The following is an 18,038-nucleotide window of genomic DNA, read 5'->3' as shown; positions in this document are numbered from 1 at the left end:
ATCAATGAAAAACAATCTGTTCGAACACATGCCTGACGAATTACCTGAAGAGTTGTTTGAGACTCTGCAGGAATCCGGGGGCGTGAAAATAGAGCGGATTGTTTCCCGTGGTCATACGACGCCGATAGGAGAGTGGTATGACCAGTCCCGGGATGAGTGGGTGGTGTTGTTAAGGGGTTCAGCTGTACTGGAGTTTGATGGGGAAAGAGCCTCTGTCACTCTCCATGCCGGTGATTATATCATGCTGCCTGCCGGGTGCAGGCATCGGGTTGCGTGGACTCAACCCGATGTTGATACCATCTGGTTAGCGGTTCATATTAATTTGTGATTTTTTCCACTTTGCAGATTGCCTCGCCCTTGAAGAATCGTGTGGTTACCTGATCGCCTTCCCGGAGCTGCTGGCTGCTTCGGATAATGGCATCGCCAGCCATGGTGATGGCATAGCCCCTTGAAAGTGTTGCCAGAGGGCTCACGGCGTTCAATTCTCCAGACACTTTCTCCAGTTTCAGGTGGCGTCTTTCCAGGCTGCTGGATATGAGCTGAATCAGCTTTTGCCCCATATATTCATTACGGCTTTTCAGCAGCTCCAATTTACGTTGGGGGTTCTGTTGATTTGCCCGGTCTCTGAGCCGACCCAGGCTTGATTGAGCCCGTTCCAGTTTCAGGGTGATGGCCTGTTTTAACCGGATTTCCAGATCATCCAGCCGCTGGCTGTTGTCTCTCAGACGATCCCCGGGGTGTCTTAACCGTTTTTGCAGGTTATCAAGCTCTCGCTGGCTTAACTGCAGCTTATGACGAGTCAGTGTCGTGAGCTTTCTGCTGATCAGGTTAAGCTGATTTAACAGGGCCTGGCGATCCGGGCTGAGGATTTCTGCCGCTGCTGATGGGGTTGCGGCCCGGTGATCAGCCACAAAGTCGGCAATGGTAAAGTCAATTTCATGACCAACGGCACTGACTATGGGGATAGGGCAGTCTGTTATGGCCCTGGCCACCAACTCTTCATTGAATGGCCACAAATCTTCCAGTGAACCACCGCCGCGACCAATAATCAGTACATCAAACCGGTTGGCACTTGTTGCCAGTTTTAGCGCATTGACCAGTTCGTGTTTTGCCTGCTCTCCCTGAACCGAGCTGGGAATAATGGTGACCGGTATGGCAGGAAAGCGTCTCTTCAGTACGGTGAGGATATCCCGAATGGCTGCGCCGGTGGGTGAGGTGATCACCCCGATATGCTTTGGGTGAGCGGGCAGGGGTTGTTTGCGCGTGATGTCGAACAGGCCTTCAGCGGCCAGTTTTGCCTTGAGAACCTCAAAGGCTTTTTGCAGGTCACCGGTGCCGGCATTATCCATGTGTTCAACAATCAGTTGATAGTCGCCTCTTCCTTCATACAGGCTTACGCGCCCCCTGACCATCAGCAGCATGCCTTCAGTCGGGACAAACTTAAGCGCCTGGTTACGGTTGCGGAACATGGCGCAGCGGATCTGTGACTGTTTGTCCTTCAGGGTGAAATACCAATGCCCGGAGCTGGGACGGGCCAGTCCGGATATTTCGCCCTCAACACGGACATTATTGAAGTTCATCTCCAGCAATCGCCTGGCTTTACCATTTAACTCCGTAACAGAGAGGGCTTTTGCGGATGCCTCAGCGTTTTGCGTCGGTTTGTCTGTAAAGTGGTGCATGGATCAAGCCTGGCAGGGGGATTGTCGGTTTTTTTGGTATTCTGCCTGAATAAGTGGTTTAGCTGAAGTTGAAATATAGGGTATACTTGTCCGAATTTTTTTCCCATAAAATAAACTCTTGGTAACAGGCAATGCTGAGAATTGCACAAGATGCACTCACCTTCGATGATGTCCTCCTCCTGCCCGGCTACTCCGAAGTCCTCCCCAAAGATGTCTCCCTGAAAACCAAACTGACCCGCGGTATTGAGCTGAATATTCCGCTGATTTCTGCGGCGATGGATACCGTTACCGAAGCGTCTCTGGCTATTGCCATGGCCCAGGAAGGCGGAATCGGGATTATTCACAAGAATATGACGCCGGAGCAGCAGGCCGCTGAGGTGCGCAAGGTTAAGAAGCACGAAAGTGGTGTGGTCAAAGACCCGATTACCATTGATGCCAGTGCCACTGTCAGAGATCTTCTGGAGCTGACCTCCAGACATAATATCTCCGGTGTTCCCGTGCTTTCTGGCAGCGATCTGGTGGGTATTGTTACCAGTCGTGACGTCCGCTTTGTTTCTAATCTGGATAAAGCCGTTTCCGAGATCATGACCCGGAAAGAGCGTCTGGTGACGGTTCAGGAAGGTACTGATCCGGAGACCGTTCGCAAGCTTCTGCACAAGCATCGTATTGAAAAAGTGCTGGTGGTGGATGATCAGTTCAATCTCACCGGTATGATGACCGTTAAGGACATTAAAAAGGCCCAGCAGTACCCGAATGCATCGAAAGACAGTCAGGGACAGTTGCGCGTCGGGGCAGCGGTGGGTACCGGGGCGGAAACGCCTGATCGTGTCGCTGCCCTGGTGGCTGCTGGCGTTGATGTCATTATCGTCGACACTGCTCATGGCCATTCCCGTGGTGTGATTGAGCGAGTGAAGTGGGTAAAGGAAAACTACCCGCAGGTTCAGGTGATCGGTGGAAATATAGCCACCGCCGAGGCTGGCAAAGCTCTGGTCGAAGCGGGTGCTGATGGTGTTAAAGTGGGTATCGGTCCGGGCTCTATCTGTACTACCCGTATTGTGACCGGTATTGGTGTGCCTCAGATCACTGCGGTAGCCAATGTGGTTGAAGCGCTGAAAGGCACCGGAGTGCCTGTTATTGCTGATGGCGGTATCCGTTTTTCCGGTGATATGGCAAAAGCGATTGTTGCCGGTGCCAGTACCGTCATGCTGGGCAGTATGCTGGCGGGTACTGAAGAAGCGCCGGGTGAAGTGGAGCTTTACCAGGGGCGTAGCTACAAGGCTTATCGTGGCATGGGTTCTCTGGGGGCAATGTCCCAGGCTTCCGGTTCCAGTGACCGTTATTTCCAGAGTGCCGAAGCGGGTGCTGAAAAGCTGGTTCCAGAAGGTATTGAAGGGCGTGTACCTTACAAGGGGCCTCTCCATGCCATTATCCATCAGATGGTGGGTGGCTTGCGTGCCGCGATGGGGTATACCGGTTCTGCTGATATGGAAACCATGCGCACCCGGCCACAGTTTGTTCGCGTGACCAATGCCGGTATGGCCGAATCCCATGTTCACGATGTAACGATTACCAAGGAAGCGCCTAACTACCGTGTTGGTTAAGACTGCTTCACAGCGTTGTTCATGTTGACACCTGCAGCCGGACAGAAATGAGATAGCTTCTGACCGGCTGTTTACTTTCAGTAAGGGTAAGCCTCCCGGCCTTGCTGATCACAGGACTTAGAGATTAATCATGTCCCAGGATATCCATTCAGACCGCATTCTGATTCTTGATTTTGGTTCCCAGTACACCCAACTCATTGCCCGAAGAGTGCGTGAGATCGGTGTTTATTGTGAACTGCATCCCTATGATATGGATGCTGCCGCTATTCGGGAGTTCAGCCCGAAAGCGATCATTTTGTCCGGCGGCCCTGAATCCGTTACCGGTGACAACTCTCCAAAAGCCGCAGATATTGTTTTTGAACTCGGTGTGCCTGTGCTGGGTATCTGCTATGGCATGCAGACCATGGCAGAGCAGATGGGTGGCAAGGTCAGTACCTCTGATCTGCGTGAGTTTGGCTATGCCCAGGTTCAGCTGGAAGAGAAAGTGCGCCTTTTTGATGGCATTGAAGACCATGTCTGTGAAGGTGGTCGTCTGACTCTGGATGTCTGGATGAGCCATGGAGATAAAGTGACCGCCATACCTGAAGGCTTTGTGGTTGCTGCTTCCACTGGCTCCTGCCCGATTGCTGCCATGGCTTGCGAAGAAAAGCAGTATTACGGTGTCCAGTTCCACCCTGAAGTGACACATACCACCCAAGGATTACGAATTCTAGAGCGTTTTGTGGTTGATATTGCCGGGTGTCAGAAACTGTGGACGCCAGGCAAGATCATCGATGACGCTATTGCCCGTATTCGTGAGCAGGTGGGTGAACAGAAGGTGTTGCTGGGACTGTCCGGTGGTGTTGATTCCAGTGTCGTAGCGGCGCTGCTGCATAAGGCTATTGGTGATCAGCTGGTCTGCGTTTTTGTTGATAATGGTCTGCTCCGCCTTCATGAAGGCGATCAGGTGATGGCCATGTTTGCAGAAAATATGGGGGTTCGGGTTATTCGTGCGGACTCTGAAGCGCTGTTTCTGGGTCGCCTGAACGGTGTTCAGGATCCTGAAGACAAGCGCAAGATTATTGGCAATACCTTTATCGAAGTGTTTGATGAACATGCCAGTGCCCTGGACAACATCACTTTTCTGGCCCAGGGCACCATCTATCCGGATGTTATTGAGTCTGCTGGTTCAACAACCGGTAAGGCCCATGTCATCAAGTCCCATCATAATGTGGGCGGGCTGCCGGAAGAGATGAAGATGGAGTTGGTTGAGCCGCTGCGTGAGCTGTTCAAGGATGAGGTTCGAACCATAGGTCTGGAGCTGGGTCTGCCTTATGACATGGTATACCGTCACCCATTCCCGGGGCCGGGCCTCGGTGTTCGCATCCTGGGCGAGGTCAAAAAGGAATATGCGGATATTCTCCGCCAGGCGGATGCTATTTTCATTGAAGAACTGCGTAAGGCCGACTGGTATCAAAAGACCAGCCAGGCTTTTGCTGTTTTCCTGCCGGTGAAATCCGTTGGCGTGGTGGGTGATGGTCGCCGCTATGAGTATGTGATTGCCCTGCGAGCAGTGGAAACCATAGACTTTATGACCGCTCGCTGGGCCCACCTGCCCTATGATCTGCTGGAAAAAGTCTCTAATCGGATCATCAATGAAATTGAGCATGTTTCCAGGGTGACCTATGATGTATCCAGTAAGCCACCGGCTACGATTGAGTGGGAGTGATACAGTTATTACTAAATGTAATATCTGATTCCTTTACTTATACTTGCTTTGGGTATTTATATCGGGAGCAATGGTGCATAATGCGCCCATTCAGGGGTGATGTAGTGAGTATCCTCTTGCTACATTCCTGCCTGTGATCCTCTTTCCCTAGTTAGAGGCGCGCTGTTTATCAGTAAATCGGAATAGGGTGACGTCCGTAGTCCGATTGAAAGGAAATGGTGCCGAAGTGAGCCTGGTGGTCAACCAGTCTCACTGGTAGTGCATCGAACAGGTGTACTACTGTCACAGTTTTTACTGTGGAGAGCTAACGGGTACCAGAGAGCGCTGATGAGGTTTTCTTTATTCGCGCTTCCTCCATGTACGCTTGCCTCCTGATCTAATTACAACTGGTTCACTCATCCTGATAAGCATTGGAATAACGGGCATGGGTGATCAATAAACGAGATCAGTTTTTATGGAATTAACCAGTTTCAGTGATTCGTCGTTATCGTTATTGGCCCCAGCCGTCGCAATTATTCTGGCAGTCATAACCCGGAAAGTATTGTGGTCTCTGGGCGCTGGTATTGTCACCGGTGCGTTACTGCTGACCGGCTTGAACCCGCTTATCACCGTTCATCGTATTTTTGATGGGTTTGTTGGTGTGTTTTGGGATGAAGGCCTTAATTTTAGCAATCTCTATATTCTGTTGTTTTTGCTGGTTCTGGGTGTGATCACCAGCCTGATCACTATTTCTGGAGGAGCCAGGGCCTTTGGTGAGTGGGCTCGTGAGCGTGTCAAGACACGTCAGGGATCGCAGGTACTGACGGTCTTTCTCGGTGTTATCATTTTTATTGATGATTATTTCAACAGCCTTGCCGTGGGGAGTATCAGTAAGCCACTCACTGACCGGCACAAAGTCTCAAGAGCCAAGCTCGCTTATTTGATTGATTCGACCGCTGCTCCAATCTGCGTAATTATGCCAATTTCAAGCTGGGGTGCTTATATCATTGCTCTGGTGGGTACTATTATGGCGACCCACGGTGTTGTTGGCGATAGCCCGGTCTTTTCATTCCTGGCCATGGTTCCCATGAACCTTTATGCAATTTTTGCGCTGGCGCTGGTTTTCTTTACTGCAGCCATGGATCTTAATGTTGGCCCCATGGCCAGACACGAGAGTGCAGCGCTTGCTGGCAATCTGTTTGATGCCAATAAGGGTAACCCTCCGGGTGCTCCAGCTCTGGAAGAAGATGAAAATGGCCGTGTGGCGGATCTGGTGTCACCGATTCTGGTACTGGTGCTGGCAACGATCGCTGCCATGATCTGGACGGGGTATACCGCTCTTGCTGGTGATGATCAGGCATTTTCCATTCTGGGTGCCTTTGAGAATACCGATGTTACGTTATCACTGATCAGTGGCGGTATGATTGGTCTTCTGTTTGCGATGGCCCGGTTGTTGGGTCGAAATATTTCCGGAAACACCTGGAAGAAGGCGATCGCTGAGGGCAGCAGGTCAATGTTGCCAGCTATTTATATTCTTGTGTTTGCCTGGATTCTGACTGGAATAATTGGCCAGCTGGAGACCGGTAAGTATCTGGCTGGTCTGGTTGGTGGGAATATTTCTCCCAGCTTTCTGCCAATGATGCTTTTTATTGTCTCTGGTGTGATGGCTTTTGCTACCGGAACCAGTTGGGGCACCTTTGGTATTATGCTGCCCATTGCCGGAGATATGGCGGCAGCAGCGGACATAGCCATGATGCTGCCCATGTTGGCCTCTGTGCTGGCAGGTGCTGTGTTTGGTGATCACTGCTCCCCGATTTCTGATACCACAATTCTTTCGTCCACCGGGGCATCCTGTCACCACATGGATCACGTCAATACTCAGCTTCCTTACGCGCTTGGCATAGCGGCTGTAGCCATGTTCGGGTATCTGGTCATGGGGATTACTCACTCGATTTCCTTAGGCTTTGCTGCATCACTCGTGGCGTTTACAGGTCTTATTATTCTGTTCAGAAGGATTTCTTTGAAATCTCGCTTTTTGGCACCCGCTTCCGGTCATCTGGCCAAGTAATTAAGCTGCACTATGCTTAAGGAGAGGCAGGGACGCCTTTTTGAACTTATTTAAATCAAGGGCATGGATGCTATGAGCTTTGAACAATTGATGAATTCATACGCTGCTCGTCAGCAGATAGATGAGCTGGAGTATGAAAACGACAGATATTCTCTGTTGGTTGATGGTCGGATAGAGGTTGCCTGTTTTCAGGCCAATGGTCGCTTTTATGCTTATAGCATCATTGCCAGGCTGCCCGGGGATAATAGTAAGCGTGAAGAATTGTTGATCAGGCTGCTGGGAAAAAACCTGGCTCTGGTTGCCCATGAGCGTGTTTCATTGTGTATCGACCCTGATGTCGATGCTTTGGCTCTATATGCTTCTGCTCCGATAAAGAGCCTGAATGTTGATGGTATTGAAGAGGTCATTGCAGCATTGGCCAATAATCATGCACTTTTTGTCAATTGGGTTGAGCAAAGTGCCCCCCCTGGCCCAGCCATGATGTTCATGTCCTAATAGAAGCTGCTGTCAGTTCGATATATAAGGTATGTCAATGATTAGAGTTGTTCGATATGCCTTTGAAAAAGCAGCAATCCACTGGTTCCTCAATATTTGGTTGCCTGGTTGCCAGTACTGAAGCTGCCTATTTCAATGGACTCCGGCGTGCCAATGACGGATTTCTGAAAGCCATCATTCGTTACAGTCGATTCAAAGAGATACATATATTTTCCCCTCAGTCGTTATTGCCGGAGTTGAGAACCGGCTGGGAATCTTTTCTTCAGCATTATGGCAGTGATAAAGCCATCCATTTCTTGCCGGCTCATGAGTTAAACCGGTATTTTTCCAGGGTCAGGTACCAGGTTTTTCATCAGGGTGATCCCTGGGTTGGTCATCTCGCAGCGCTTCGTGATGCGTACTGTGTGGAACCATTTCCTATTACGGGTCGGGCTCATACGCTGAGTACAGACTCAAATATGTCAAATACCCGTGATTTATTGTTGTCACCGCTAAAAAGCTGTGACGCAATTTTATGCAGCAGCGCAGCGCAGAAAAAAGTGATGATGCGTCTGTTGTCTGCTGCAAGTTCCAGTATTTCAGATCATATTGGTGTGGCTATACCTTACAAGGGGAGTGTTGCAAAGCTGCCCCTGGGGATAGATCCTGATGAGCGTTATGCAGGAAGTAAAGAGGAAGCCAGAGAGGTATTGGGTGTTGCTCAGGAATCTTTTGTCATTTTAACCCTTGGCCGGATTGCTCCTTCAAACAAGATGGACCTCCATCCGGTATTGCTGGTAATGAATGATCTGGTGGAGGGTTATGGGCACCGAAATATCAAATGGATTATTGCGGGTGCAGGAGATGCTGGCAATCCAACGGTGCAGTCCCTGTTAAAACAAGCTTATGATTTAAACCTTGAAGGCAGTGTCCGCTTTGAGCTGGAAATTGCAGATGACCGTAAACATCAATGGCTGTCAGCCTGTGATCTGGTTCTGACGCTTTCGGATAATATTCAGGAAAGTTTTGGCATCGTACCTCTGGAAGCAATGGTTAATGGCAAGGCTGTTGTTTTATCCGACTGGAATGGCTATTCGGAATTGGTTGATGATGGGGTCAGTGGCTGTTTGATTGAAACCGTATCGACAGATTTGGATGATCTCGCCCGTCCACTTGGTTCATTATTGACGGACCATGCCCATATGCTGCAAGCCCAGGGGACAGCGGTTAATTTAAGCCAATGTTCAGAGAAAATTCATCAGTTGATTCAGGAGCCTGAACTTCTGTCTGGCATGGGAGAGCAGGGAAGGCAGAGAGTATTTGAGAATTATCGATGGGAAGCCGTTGTTGATGAGTATCATCAGTTGGTGAGTGGTCTGAATAAAGACGCTGATCAGATTTCCCGATTAAATAAAAGGCCAGTTGGGCTTCCTTATCATCAGATATTTGAGCATTACCCAGCCAGTCAGTTGATAGATGACCAGTTCCTTACGACAACGGATCGAGGTGTTAGATTGCTGCTGAGATCCGAGCAGTTTGTTCACTATACCGAAATGGACTCATTGTTAAAAACGGACCTGATTGACCAGGTAGCCCGTCTTTGTCTATCCGGTTGCCATGTGACGGACCTGAAGGCGAAGTTTCCTCAGGAACCGGCACTTCTGTTGAATATTATGTGGATGTGTAAATATCAACTGCTGGCTCTGACCGATAAACCGTCAATAAATCAGGCTGACCATCAAAAAAGATGGTGGCCTGAAGAGCAAAGGCTCCCGGCTGAGGTGATGCTGCATCTGGATTGTGTCGAGCCTCATCGGTTCAGGCTTCTGGAGCCTTTGCTTTGCTGGCTGGATGTGCAGCTGGCGTTCTACCATAACCAGTCAGAAAGCCCTGAATTTCGAGCGAGCCTGCTCAAGCCCTTTGCTGCAAAGCTGGATGGTCAGTTGTTGCAGGCAATTGGCTGGGTTGCTGAGATGAAAGGGACTGTGCAATATACCGATGTGTTGGACTCTGTCGTTGAGCAGGGCGGGCTGGTATTCCTGAGTGCTGAATTTCCTTTGTGGTATCGTTTGAATCGCTTATGGATTATCCGTGCACTGAAAGACTTTAAACAATTATTTGCCCGGTTTTACAGAGATCTTGGGGGTGTCAATCAGCTATTTTCTGATCGCTGGCAACAGCCAGCGCAGAGTATTGCCCGCCTTGATTTTCCGTTAAGTACTTCGTCTTCTTGCATGATTGCCATTATCGTTTGCGATAATGGCGAGAAGCTGGTTTATAAAAACAGGGATCTGGCTGTCGAGCGGCAGATTATCGGGCATACTGCTGATAACAGTAATATCGCCGGTAAGCTTAACCAGTGGCTGGGTGAGCAACCTGGGCTGGCGACCATAAGGATATTGTCAGGATCTTTTCAAGGCGCTTACGGTTATAGTGAATTTGTTGATAGAGGTCTCAATGAGGTGCTGGATGATCAGCAGATAAACGATTATTACCAGCGCCTGGGAGTTATTGCTGGTTTATCGATCCTGTTGGGAATGGGGGATGTTCATAATCGGAATGTCGTATCCAGAAATGGCATACCTCATCTTGTGGATGTTAAAGCTGCTTTCTGCCCTGGTGTTATAAAAGCGTTCGAGTCTGAGTTGAATGATCCCCGGGGAGCCTTCTGTGGCACGGATAACAGCTTTATGCTCACGTCTCTCTGGAGCGTTGTTGAACAGTTCCACTTTAATGGTTATCGGGATTGCCTCTTCCAGTTGGTTAATGGTGAATTGATTGAGATGCCGCCGGTGAAAGAGAGTCTGGTGACCAATAATTTGGTCCGGACCGCTGCGAGTGACACGTTATCGAACATCAAGCCTTTCCTTTGCAGTCAATATGCCAGTGCTTTTGAAAAAGGCCTCGATGCTACGTTCAGGGTTGTTGTGGATCATCACGATGACTGGTGTGCGCTTCTGGAGCGTTGTAAAGGAATGACTGTTTGTCACTTACCGCGTTTAGATCAGGAGTTCTATTGGCAACAGAAAGTGAATCTATGGACCTTTCATGGCTTTCAGGCATTCTCAGGAAAGCGTCTCAAGGGGTATTTTGACAGGGTGGTAAGTCGATTATGTCAGGGGGCAGAAGAGATTCAACGCTGGGGTGAACCTGAGTGGTTTGAACCTGCAACAACGCTGTCAGATGAGTTGGTGAAGAATTTGCTTTCTGGCTCAATTACTGAGTTCAGGCGTGAAGTTGGAGGGAAGGGAGTATTCAGTGAGTCTGGTTCCGGGCTATCTGAAAGGGTAATTTCTGACCATTATTTTTCAGTTGATACGTTAAGCAAGTCTGTCCGTCTGGTGCAGACTATGGCTGAGAACCCTCAGCAACTGGAGCAATTTCTAATCTTTCTTACGGCGGTGGTCAAGCAGTGGATGATTGAGAAAGCGGTGCCGGGGAAAAACTTCCCGGAAGCTTTGCGAGGTAAGCTTCCGGAATAAGCTATTGGCCGTGGATGTTGGCAAGAAGTTCTCTGGCCATTTCAGCGGGTTCTGCCTCTTTTGAAGACAGCAGTGGTTTAAGATAGTCTTCACTTTCTTTATTACGTCCCTCAAACATCAAAGCTAATCCCAGAAAGGCCTTGATAGTAGGATCTTCAGGGTGCTTTGCCAGACCTTCCTTATGCAACAGGTCAATAGCTTCCTGATGACGTTTTCGATTCATAAACTCAAGGGCAAAGCCGATGGTGCTAAGCGGGCTGTCAGGCCTGGCGGCTTCAATACCGTTGAAAATGCCAAAAGCATGTTTTGGCAGCCCGGTTCCGCTGGCCATAAAGCCAATATCCGCCAGAGTTTTTAAAAGTTTGTCATCAATCATTGCTGACTATCTCCATCCATAAAATTAGTTTAGAGCTTCTGAATAATACTCTGTATCGTATCCTTGATGGATTTGACGATACTTGAACGAAGACCTTCAACAATCATGTACTTGTTGAACTCTACCTGGAACTCAACCATATCCTTGGTACTGTTAGGATCCATATTGGCGACACGGGTTTTCAGTGCTGTATCGAGCGCTTCTGCCTGGCTTCCGAATGTTTCAGATACTTTGTCAAAGCTGAAACCGGCGCTTCCTGGCTGATTGTAATTCGGGTTGTAGGTATCCTGGTATGCCATGGCTGAGTTCCCTCTCAGGCTTTTGATTGACCGTGATGCTGTTTCCAGCTCTTATCAACGACCTCCATAGCCGCAACTACAGCGGTGAGCAGGCTGTCGATTTTTGAAAAATCTTCCGGAGCTGCGCCTTTATCTTTTAATCCTTTCAGGCGAGTCGCTTCAGAGAGTAAATGGTTAAGGATCTGATCCCGGTAGGAGCCGTCCTTATCTTGAATCAACTGTTCTTCAGTTGTTGAGAGAAGAATATTCTCTTCATTTTTCGGTTTGTCCGTCACGGTTCCCTCCAAGACGGTATTTGATTCTGTCAGTTCCGTTAGCTAATAAAAGATACTCAAGGTTGATATCTTCAATTATATACCCATTAGAAAGTTTTGCTCCTATGAGGTACTTGGAACCATCGATCAGTATCACGTAAGGCACTTTGCCCATACTGATACCGCGTATATTTAACGATAAAGGTGATTGACTGTCCGTTATTGTACCTCCTGCATACTTGGTGGCTAATTCAATGGATGGTTTGTTGGCGTATTTTTTCTGAAATTTGGCTACTACCGTTTGCAGGTCATAAACTTGTCCTTCATCCAGCAGGTGCCCTTTCAGGATCACCGTTTGATCCCGGGTGACGACATGAATTCTTGGTATCAACCCTTTTTCCCGCAGCATGGATTTGAGGGTATTGACCCGGCTAATCTGGTTCTCAACCTGATCAACAACTGACGTAAGCCCATAAATCTCCTGTTTGAGCATGCTGATAATGTTATCAAGCTCATCAGAAGTTGAAACATATCCGGTTATCACCAGAGATCCGGGCGTGTTATCCAGCTCCAGCTCAAGTTTGTCATAACCACGGTCTCTGAGAAGCAGTTCAGCGTTATCACGCATTTCATTCATAACAATGATCTGCAAATTAAAAGGAATGCCCTGCTTTCTGAGAAATTTTTGCAGTTCAAGTCTGTCCTGAAGCGTTGGTGTATAACCCGACACGAGTAATGATTTATCGGGCAGCTGTTTGAACTTTACCTCTTTAAGTCCAAGCTGGTCCCTGGCCTTTGCCGAGATTTCGAGAACTCCCGGGATGCTTGTTACTTTTTGTACTTCGGTATCCGTGTTGGAAATCATCAGACTCACGCCGGCTATCATAATCAGCAGTATGACTGGAATGGCGGCAAGCCATCTTTTATCAATACTTGCTAAAAAGGATGTATCATCAAAATCGTCCTCATCTTCTTCGTCATCCTCTTCATCCTCATCTGACAGTGGCTGCTGAAAGTCAGATCCAGATAGATCCAGCTCATCTGGGTCAGGGGATGGCAGCTCTTCCTCGCTGACAGTCAGTTCCTGTGTTGGGGGAGGGGCTATGTTCGGCAGTGCCAGAGGTGGCCACTCTGCATCAGCGGGGCCGATAGCTATAAACAGGCTGCTTGAGGTAACAATATCAAAGTGGCGGTACTGAATACTCGAGCCTGCGGGCTCGCCATTTACATATAAAGGCGTATCCGCTGTGCTTGATTGGATTTTGATCTGGCCATCATTGGAAATCTCAATAATGAGCTCGATATCATTCAGGTTGTCGTCGGTTAATACCAGGTCACAACCATCATCTTTACCCAGGGAGTACCTGCCCGGCTCGATGGGGATCTCGGCACCAATATGGTTGCCGGAGAGTATTTTCAGGTAAAATTCAGTCATCAATGACCTCCTGCCATGGTAAAGCAGAAAATGATCTGACTGGGCTCGTAGACGGTTTTATGGTCAACATCCTGTTGATTCTGTCCGTAGTTAGTACTGGTGTCTTTACGTGCTCTGACTATCTGCGTAAATTGTGTCTTAAAAAATAGATTAAGGTAAAAAAAACGTCATTGCCAGAGATTACATGATAATTATTCGGCAAATTCGTCACTAATTAGATGTCTGTCGTTAAAATATTGGGTAAAATTCCCTGAAAAGGTTAAATAGCCCTGATAACAATAACCATAAAATAAGAGGCGCAGTGTTATGGATGCATCATTCTGGAATGGTAAAAGGCCTGCTGGGGTTGGTGATTCTGTTAACCCTGATGAGTATTCCAGTGCTTTATCTGTGATCAATGCTTTTTTAAATGAGAATGGCTCGCTCCCCGCATTTACAGGCATAGGACATACACTGACTTATGCTGACATTGATCTTTACAGTCAGCGGTTTGCAGCATACATCCAAAGAAATACTGATCTGCAACCGGGGGATCGAATTGCGATTCAGATGCCCAATCTTCTACAGTACCCGATTGTCGTTTATGGCGCGTTGCGAGCCGGATTGGTTATCGTAAATACCAACCCGCTTTATACTGCCCGGGAAATGTTGCACCAGTTCAAGGACTCGGGAGCAAAGGCGTTAGTATTTTTTGAAAACTTTGGTGATCTCGTTGAAGAGGTGGTTGGTCAGACAGAAATCAAGCATCTTTTTGTGACCCGGCTTGCTGATATGGTCCCGGCTCCGAAACGGCAGGTGGTTAATTTCCTGGTCAAATATGTTAAGAAGATGGTGCCACGGTATTCCTTACCCCAAGCAGTTCCGCTGCTTGACTCCTTCAGGGCTGCAAAAGCCTCTGACTATCAACCGATTCCGGAGGGTAAGCTCTCTGATCCCCTGGTACTTCAATACACTGGTGGTACTACCGGGGTGGCCAAAGGTGCCATTTTGACTAACAGGAATTTGATAGCAAATATGCTTCAGTCCAAAGAGATGCTGTCTCAAGTGGATGAACAGGGGCAGAAAATTTTAAAAACAGGGCACGAAACGCTTATCGCACCCTTACCGCTTTATCACATATATGCCTTCACAGTGCATTTAATGTGTATGCCGTTTATGGGGAATCACAGTATTCTGATAGCTAACCCGAGAGATACAGATACATTTATTAAGTTTATTAAACCGTGGCGTTTTACTGCTTTTATTGGCCTGAATACCCTATTTGCCAGCTTGCTGAATCATCCCAAATTTAAAGAATGTGATCTCTCAGGTTTAAAGGTAACTTTATCCGGAGGGACAGCGCTGCAGGAGGCAACGGCTCAAAGGTGGCATAAAGAGACCGGGTGTATTATTTCTGAAGCTTATGGGTTAACAGAGTGTTCTCCCGCCGTTTGTATGAATCCAGCCGGTGATTTGTCACAGCCAGGTACAGCGGGCCTGCCAATACCTTCCACAGAGCTGAAAACCATAGACGAGAATGGTGGTGAGACTGCGATAGGTGAGCCTGGGGAGCTTTGTGTCAGGGGGCCGCAGGTTATGTCCGGATACTGGCAGAGAGCTGAAGCAACAGCCGAAGTACTCAGTACGGATGGTTGGCTGAAAACCGGTGATGTCGCTGTGATCCAGGAAGATGGGTTTGTCAGAATTGTTGACCGCATCAAGGATATGATTCTGGTTTCCGGTTTTAATGTCTATCCGAATGAAATTGAGGATGTTGTTTCCGGCCATCCGAAGGTGGCAAACTGTGCAGCCATTGGAGTGCCCGATGAGAATACCGGGGAGAAGGTCAAGTTGTTTGTTATCAAGTCAGATGACAGTCTTACAGCTGACGAGTTACTAAACTGGTGTCGTGATTATCTGACGGCCTATAAAGTGCCCAAAGTGTGTGAATTTCGTGATGAATTGCCGATGACACCGGTTGGCAAGATTTTGCGCAAAGACCTTCGGTAGTCATAGGTTGTGAGTTAACCTGTTATGCTTTGGTGGGATCCATTCGGAAGGGTGGTCTCTTTATCACAAGTCCTGTAATCCCTGGTAATCAGGGTTACAGGATATTTTTTATCTGTCGTTTATATGTCAAGGCGTTTCTGGCAGTCAGTTATGCTGATTGCTGGTCATGGTTTGAGAAGTAACGGTGCAGTATTTCAGGGTCGTCTTTCAAGGCGTTAAATGCGTCTTTGGCATCGGTGGGGGTAATGCTGGTGCGATCCAGTTTCATGCGATGTATAGAGGCATCAAACCAGAACCAGTGATTGTCTTCGGTAAGGCATAAGGCTCTTACTGAATAGCTGGTCGCTGGAATGAAGGGCAGGGGCATTCCACTGGTTAGTTGCTTTCTGACAATGGTGGAATTTTGACAAGAGTAGGTGGTGTTGTGGTAGATCCGCTCGAAACGGTTGAATTCGTGACCAAACATCTTGTTTGCCATAATGTCCTGTTTTTGACTCAGGTAATACAGTGCAAAAATGCCAGCCACAATCAGGATAAAGCTTTCCATTTTTCATACCTCGTGGGTTAATGCACTGGGCTTCCCTGCGGCTTCGGAAAACCCTTATATGTATTCTATACGCATTTGTACAACTACGTTCAATTAACATCGCTGATGAGGTTGGGGTTTTTACTGGAGAAGGATCACAAGGCCCAGTCAGCAATCATCTGTTTGGCTATCGGCCGAAAAGCATCTTTTCCATAGAGTGCATCAACTAATTTAAATGAAAATCCCATGGCATTGCCCGGGCCCTGGGCTGTTATAACCCGTTTCTTTTCATCCACGACTACGGTGTTTCCGGGATGTGTCAGGGCACCTTCCATTTGCTCCATGAAGCTGGGGTAGCAAGTCGCGTGGACGTTATCCAGTAAACCGTGATGAGCAAGAACAACCGCAGGCGAGGCGCATATAGCGGCATACCATTTTCCGGCTTTTTGCTGGTCATGCAGCAGTGTTATCAGCGTTTTGCAGTTCTTCAGGTTGTCGGCACCGGGCATGCCACCAGGAAGGGCGATCAGGTGAAACGGCTTGCCTGTGCAGGCTTCTATATGCACATCTGCTGTGATCTGTGTTTTGTGTGAGGTGGTGATGGTCTGTTTGCCATCAGGAAGGCAGCTGGCTACAGTGACTTGTGCGCCCGCTCTCCTGAGTGTATCTATGATGGACACAGCTTCAATGTCTTCAGAGCCATCAGCAATTGGGATGAGAACCTGTCTTGGCATGGTAGACCCTATTTAGAAGGTGGGGTGTTAAGTAAATGTCTGCAGCTTAAGGCCGTATGGGATCTTGTGCGGGTAGTTAAAACTGAGAGATAAAGCTTCTGTATATTGGCTCTCTTCTGCACAGAATCAGACTACAAAATGAGAAAAAATGAATAACAGGATTGTTTTATCGTCGCTTTCAGTTCGCATTAAGATATTTAAACAGGCTCTTATGCCGACAGAATTTTAATCTAGCAGATAGTTAGGGCTGGTGAGATAAATTTGATAATGAATTGGTATTATGCCAGTTGCCCGGCAAGGTTATAGCCGAGGGTGTAGCCACTGTGGTAATCAGACACAAGGTGGTTTCTGTGTCTTGTTCCTCTGGAGGTGTTCAGTGGCTTCAGTGGCGAGATATGAACCAGATGTACGCTTGAGTCTTGTGCAACTGATTCCGCAAGATCTGCCGCCTGGTTGTAAATGATGTTCTGATCTTTTATCAGCGTTGACACGGCTGGCATTTGACGATTTTGCCAGGCATAAATTTTTGACCCGGTCGCTGAGCTTTTACGAAAGTTTGCTTGCCTGGTTCTAAGTACAACAATCTGATTATGGCCGTCATCAATCGCTTTTTGTATTGGCAAGGGGTCTGATAAACTGCCATCGGTCAGGGCGTGGTCATTAACCAATACCGGCTTTCGATAAATCATGGGTAAGGCGCTGCTTGCCTTCAATGTGTCGTTGATGACCTCATTTGGTGTGTTGCTGTCAATGCTGTGATAAACGGGTTTTCCACTTTCAATACATGTGCTGACAACGGTAAAGCGTTGAGTGTTCAGCCTCTTTCTGAAACGGTCAAAGTTTAAAGCGTTTTGTTGTGAAAGCTTTTGGAAAAACCAGTCAAGATCAAACAGATCCCCACCCCTGATGTGACGCAGAATACTGATAAACTCAGAGTCAAGGCATAGCTTGGTATAGATATCAAGATTGCGTCCACGTTGACCCGCAATAAATGAACTGAGATTCAGCGCGCCAGACGAGACGCCATAGTAACCATCGAAAGCTTGGACTCGTTTATCAAGAAAAGCGTCCAGAATACCAGCGGTGAAAATGCCACGCATACCTCCACCTTCAACAACCAGCGCTCTTTTTATGGATGAGGAGGGGGCGATGTGTTGCATGGTTGGAGTGATGAGGTTCTTAATTGAGATAAGATGGTTGCGGGAGCTGGATTCGAACCAACGACCTTCGGGTTATGAGCCCGACGAGCTACCAGACTGCTCCATCCCGCGACAAAACTGCTCAGCTGATTCTTTAAAAAATAAAGAAACATCAACTGCTTTATGAAAGTGGTTGCGGGAGCTGGATTCGAACCAACGACCTTCGGGTTATGAGCCCGACGAGCTACCAGACTGCTCCATCCCGCGACAAAACTGTTCAGCTGATTCTTTAAAA

General features: G+C 48.1%; 15 protein-coding genes, 2 tRNA genes and 1 riboswitch. Of the genes, 7 read left to right on the top strand and 10 right to left on the bottom strand.

What is annotated here, in order from left to right; translation table 11 throughout:
* The first annotated feature begins 4 nt into the window (after window positions 1–4).
* Window positions 5–328 carry a cupin domain-containing protein gene (locus ACO6VE_RS15725; protein WP_422462226.1) on the top strand — a complete coding sequence of 108 codons (324 nt, stop codon included), beginning with the start codon at window positions 5–7 and terminating at the stop codon, window positions 326–328.
* Here the strand turns inward: ACO6VE_RS15725 and xseA are convergent.
* Window positions 318–1,679, bottom strand: a complete 1,362-nt coding sequence (xseA, locus tag ACO6VE_RS15720) for an exodeoxyribonuclease VII large subunit (RefSeq protein ID WP_422448439.1) — start codon at window positions 1,677–1,679, stop codon at window positions 318–320. The two genes, ACO6VE_RS15725 and xseA, sit on opposite strands and share 11 nt — an antisense overlap.
* 131 nt (window positions 1,680–1,810) lie before the next feature.
* Here xseA and guaB point away from each other — a divergent pair, with 131 nt between their 5' ends.
* From guaB to ACO6VE_RS15695, 5 genes are all read left to right on the top strand, one after another.
* Entirely contained in the window at window positions 1,811–3,280 is a 1,470-nt protein-coding gene (gene guaB, locus ACO6VE_RS15715; RefSeq protein WP_422448437.1) for an IMP dehydrogenase, read from the top strand.
* 130 nt (window positions 3,281–3,410) lie between these two features.
* Window positions 3,411–4,988 (top strand): glutamine-hydrolyzing GMP synthase, encoded by a 1,578-nt coding sequence (gene guaA, locus ACO6VE_RS15710; protein ID WP_422462224.1) that lies wholly within the window; start codon window positions 3,411–3,413, stop codon window positions 4,986–4,988.
* A gap of 144 nt (window positions 4,989–5,132) precedes the next feature.
* Window positions 5,133–5,303: riboswitch (Lysine riboswitch) on the top strand.
* 139 nt (window positions 5,304–5,442) lie between these two features.
* Window positions 5,443–7,035: a Na+/H+ antiporter NhaC family protein gene (locus ACO6VE_RS15705; RefSeq protein ID WP_422448433.1), complete on the top strand. Its 1,593-nt coding sequence runs from the start codon at window positions 5,443–5,445 to the stop codon at window positions 7,033–7,035.
* A gap of 72 nt (window positions 7,036–7,107) precedes the next feature.
* On the top strand, window positions 7,108–7,530 hold the full coding sequence (locus ACO6VE_RS15700; protein WP_422448431.1) for a CesT family type III secretion system chaperone: 423 nt from the start codon (window positions 7,108–7,110) through the stop codon (window positions 7,528–7,530).
* A 56-nt stretch (window positions 7,531–7,586) separates the two neighbouring features.
* Window positions 7,587–10,991 (top strand): glycosyltransferase, encoded by a 3,405-nt coding sequence (locus tag ACO6VE_RS15695; protein WP_422462222.1) that lies wholly within the window; start codon window positions 7,587–7,589, stop codon window positions 10,989–10,991.
* 1 nt (window position 10,992) lies between these two features.
* On the opposite strand, the gene ACO6VE_RS15690 is transcribed toward ACO6VE_RS15695, so the two are convergent.
* From ACO6VE_RS15690 to sctD, 4 genes are read right to left on the bottom strand one after another with little or no spacing between them, the layout of a single operon-like run.
* Window positions 10,993–11,367 carry a tetratricopeptide repeat protein gene (locus ACO6VE_RS15690; RefSeq protein ID WP_101746243.1) on the bottom strand — a complete coding sequence of 125 codons (375 nt, stop codon included), beginning with the start codon at window positions 11,365–11,367 and terminating at the stop codon, window positions 10,993–10,995.
* 29 nt (window positions 11,368–11,396) lie between these two features.
* Window positions 11,397–11,666: an EscF/YscF/HrpA family type III secretion system needle major subunit gene (locus ACO6VE_RS15685; protein ID WP_101746242.1), complete on the bottom strand. Its 270-nt coding sequence runs from the start codon at window positions 11,664–11,666 to the stop codon at window positions 11,397–11,399.
* A gap of 14 nt (window positions 11,667–11,680) precedes the next feature.
* Window positions 11,681–11,953, bottom strand: a complete 273-nt coding sequence (locus ACO6VE_RS15680; protein ID WP_163371874.1) for a hypothetical protein — start codon at window positions 11,951–11,953, stop codon at window positions 11,681–11,683.
* Window positions 11,919–13,355, bottom strand: coding sequence for a type III secretion system inner membrane ring subunit SctD (gene sctD / locus ACO6VE_RS15675; RefSeq protein ID WP_422462220.1), 1,437 nt, complete (start codon window positions 13,353–13,355; stop codon window positions 11,919–11,921). The genes ACO6VE_RS15680 and sctD overlap by 35 nt, the downstream gene beginning before the upstream one ends.
* Window positions 13,356–13,661: 306 nt before the next feature.
* Between sctD and ACO6VE_RS15670 the strand changes: the two genes are divergently transcribed.
* Window positions 13,662–15,344, top strand: coding sequence for an AMP-binding protein (locus ACO6VE_RS15670; protein WP_422448425.1), 1,683 nt, complete (start codon window positions 13,662–13,664; stop codon window positions 15,342–15,344).
* Window positions 15,345–15,492: 148 nt separating this feature from the next.
* Here ACO6VE_RS15670 and ACO6VE_RS15665 read toward each other — a convergent pair whose 3' ends face one another.
* The 5 genes from ACO6VE_RS15665 to ACO6VE_RS15645 form a co-directional block, all read right to left on the bottom strand.
* Window positions 15,493–15,891: a hypothetical protein gene (locus ACO6VE_RS15665; RefSeq protein ID WP_209275073.1), complete on the bottom strand. Its 399-nt coding sequence runs from the start codon at window positions 15,889–15,891 to the stop codon at window positions 15,493–15,495.
* 134 nt (window positions 15,892–16,025) lie between these two features.
* Window positions 16,026–16,604: a DJ-1 family glyoxalase III gene (locus tag ACO6VE_RS15660; RefSeq protein ID WP_422462218.1), complete on the bottom strand. Its 579-nt coding sequence runs from the start codon at window positions 16,602–16,604 to the stop codon at window positions 16,026–16,028.
* 278 nt (window positions 16,605–16,882) lie between these two features.
* The gene (locus tag ACO6VE_RS15655; protein WP_422448420.1) at window positions 16,883–17,764 is read right to left on the bottom strand and encodes a patatin-like phospholipase family protein; all 882 of its coding nucleotides are present in this window, start codon (window positions 17,762–17,764) and stop codon (window positions 16,883–16,885) included.
* A 34-nt stretch (window positions 17,765–17,798) separates the two neighbouring features.
* Window positions 17,799–17,875: transfer RNA gene (locus ACO6VE_RS15650), tRNA-Met, on the bottom strand.
* A 58-nt stretch (window positions 17,876–17,933) separates the two neighbouring features.
* A tRNA-Met gene (locus ACO6VE_RS15645) sits at window positions 17,934–18,010 on the bottom strand.
* Between the last annotated feature and the right edge of the window lie 28 nt (window positions 18,011–18,038).

The sequence above is a fragment of the Endozoicomonas sp. ALB115 genome, from assembly GCF_049310245.1.
Taxonomy (GTDB): domain Bacteria; phylum Pseudomonadota; class Gammaproteobacteria; order Pseudomonadales; family Endozoicomonadaceae; genus Endozoicomonas.
This window is presented reverse-complemented; position numbering and strand designations above follow the sequence as displayed.

Bases quoted from the DNA above. Each gene is read 5' to 3' on its own strand.
- ACO6VE_RS15725 (WP_422462226.1), top strand. From the start codon at position 5: ATGAAAAACAATCTGTTCGAACACATGCCTGACGAATTACCTGAAGAG.
- xseA (WP_422448439.1), bottom strand. From the start codon at position 1,679: ATGCACCACTTTACAGACAAACCGACGCAAAACGCTGAGGCATCCGCA.
- guaB (WP_422448437.1), top strand. From the start codon at position 1,811: ATGCTGAGAATTGCACAAGATGCACTCACCTTCGATGATGTCCTCCTC.
- guaA (WP_422462224.1), top strand. From the start codon at position 3,411: ATGTCCCAGGATATCCATTCAGACCGCATTCTGATTCTTGATTTTGGT.
- ACO6VE_RS15705 (WP_422448433.1), top strand. From the start codon at position 5,443: ATGGAATTAACCAGTTTCAGTGATTCGTCGTTATCGTTATTGGCCCCA.
- ACO6VE_RS15700 (WP_422448431.1), top strand. From the start codon at position 7,108: ATGAGCTTTGAACAATTGATGAATTCATACGCTGCTCGTCAGCAGATA.
- ACO6VE_RS15695 (WP_422462222.1), top strand. From the start codon at position 7,587: ATGCCTTTGAAAAAGCAGCAATCCACTGGTTCCTCAATATTTGGTTGC.
- ACO6VE_RS15690 (WP_101746243.1), bottom strand. From the start codon at position 11,367: ATGATTGATGACAAACTTTTAAAAACTCTGGCGGATATTGGCTTTATG.
- ACO6VE_RS15685 (WP_101746242.1), bottom strand. From the start codon at position 11,666: ATGGCATACCAGGATACCTACAACCCGAATTACAATCAGCCAGGAAGC.
- sctD (WP_422462220.1), bottom strand. From the start codon at position 13,355: ATGACTGAATTTTACCTGAAAATACTCTCCGGCAACCATATTGGTGCC.
- ACO6VE_RS15670 (WP_422448425.1), top strand. From the start codon at position 13,662: ATGGATGCATCATTCTGGAATGGTAAAAGGCCTGCTGGGGTTGGTGAT.
- ACO6VE_RS15665 (WP_209275073.1), bottom strand. From the start codon at position 15,891: ATGGAAAGCTTTATCCTGATTGTGGCTGGCATTTTTGCACTGTATTAC.
- ACO6VE_RS15660 (WP_422462218.1), bottom strand. From the start codon at position 16,604: ATGCCAAGACAGGTTCTCATCCCAATTGCTGATGGCTCTGAAGACATT.
- ACO6VE_RS15655 (WP_422448420.1), bottom strand. From the start codon at position 17,764: ATGCAACACATCGCCCCCTCCTCATCCATAAAAAGAGCGCTGGTTGTT.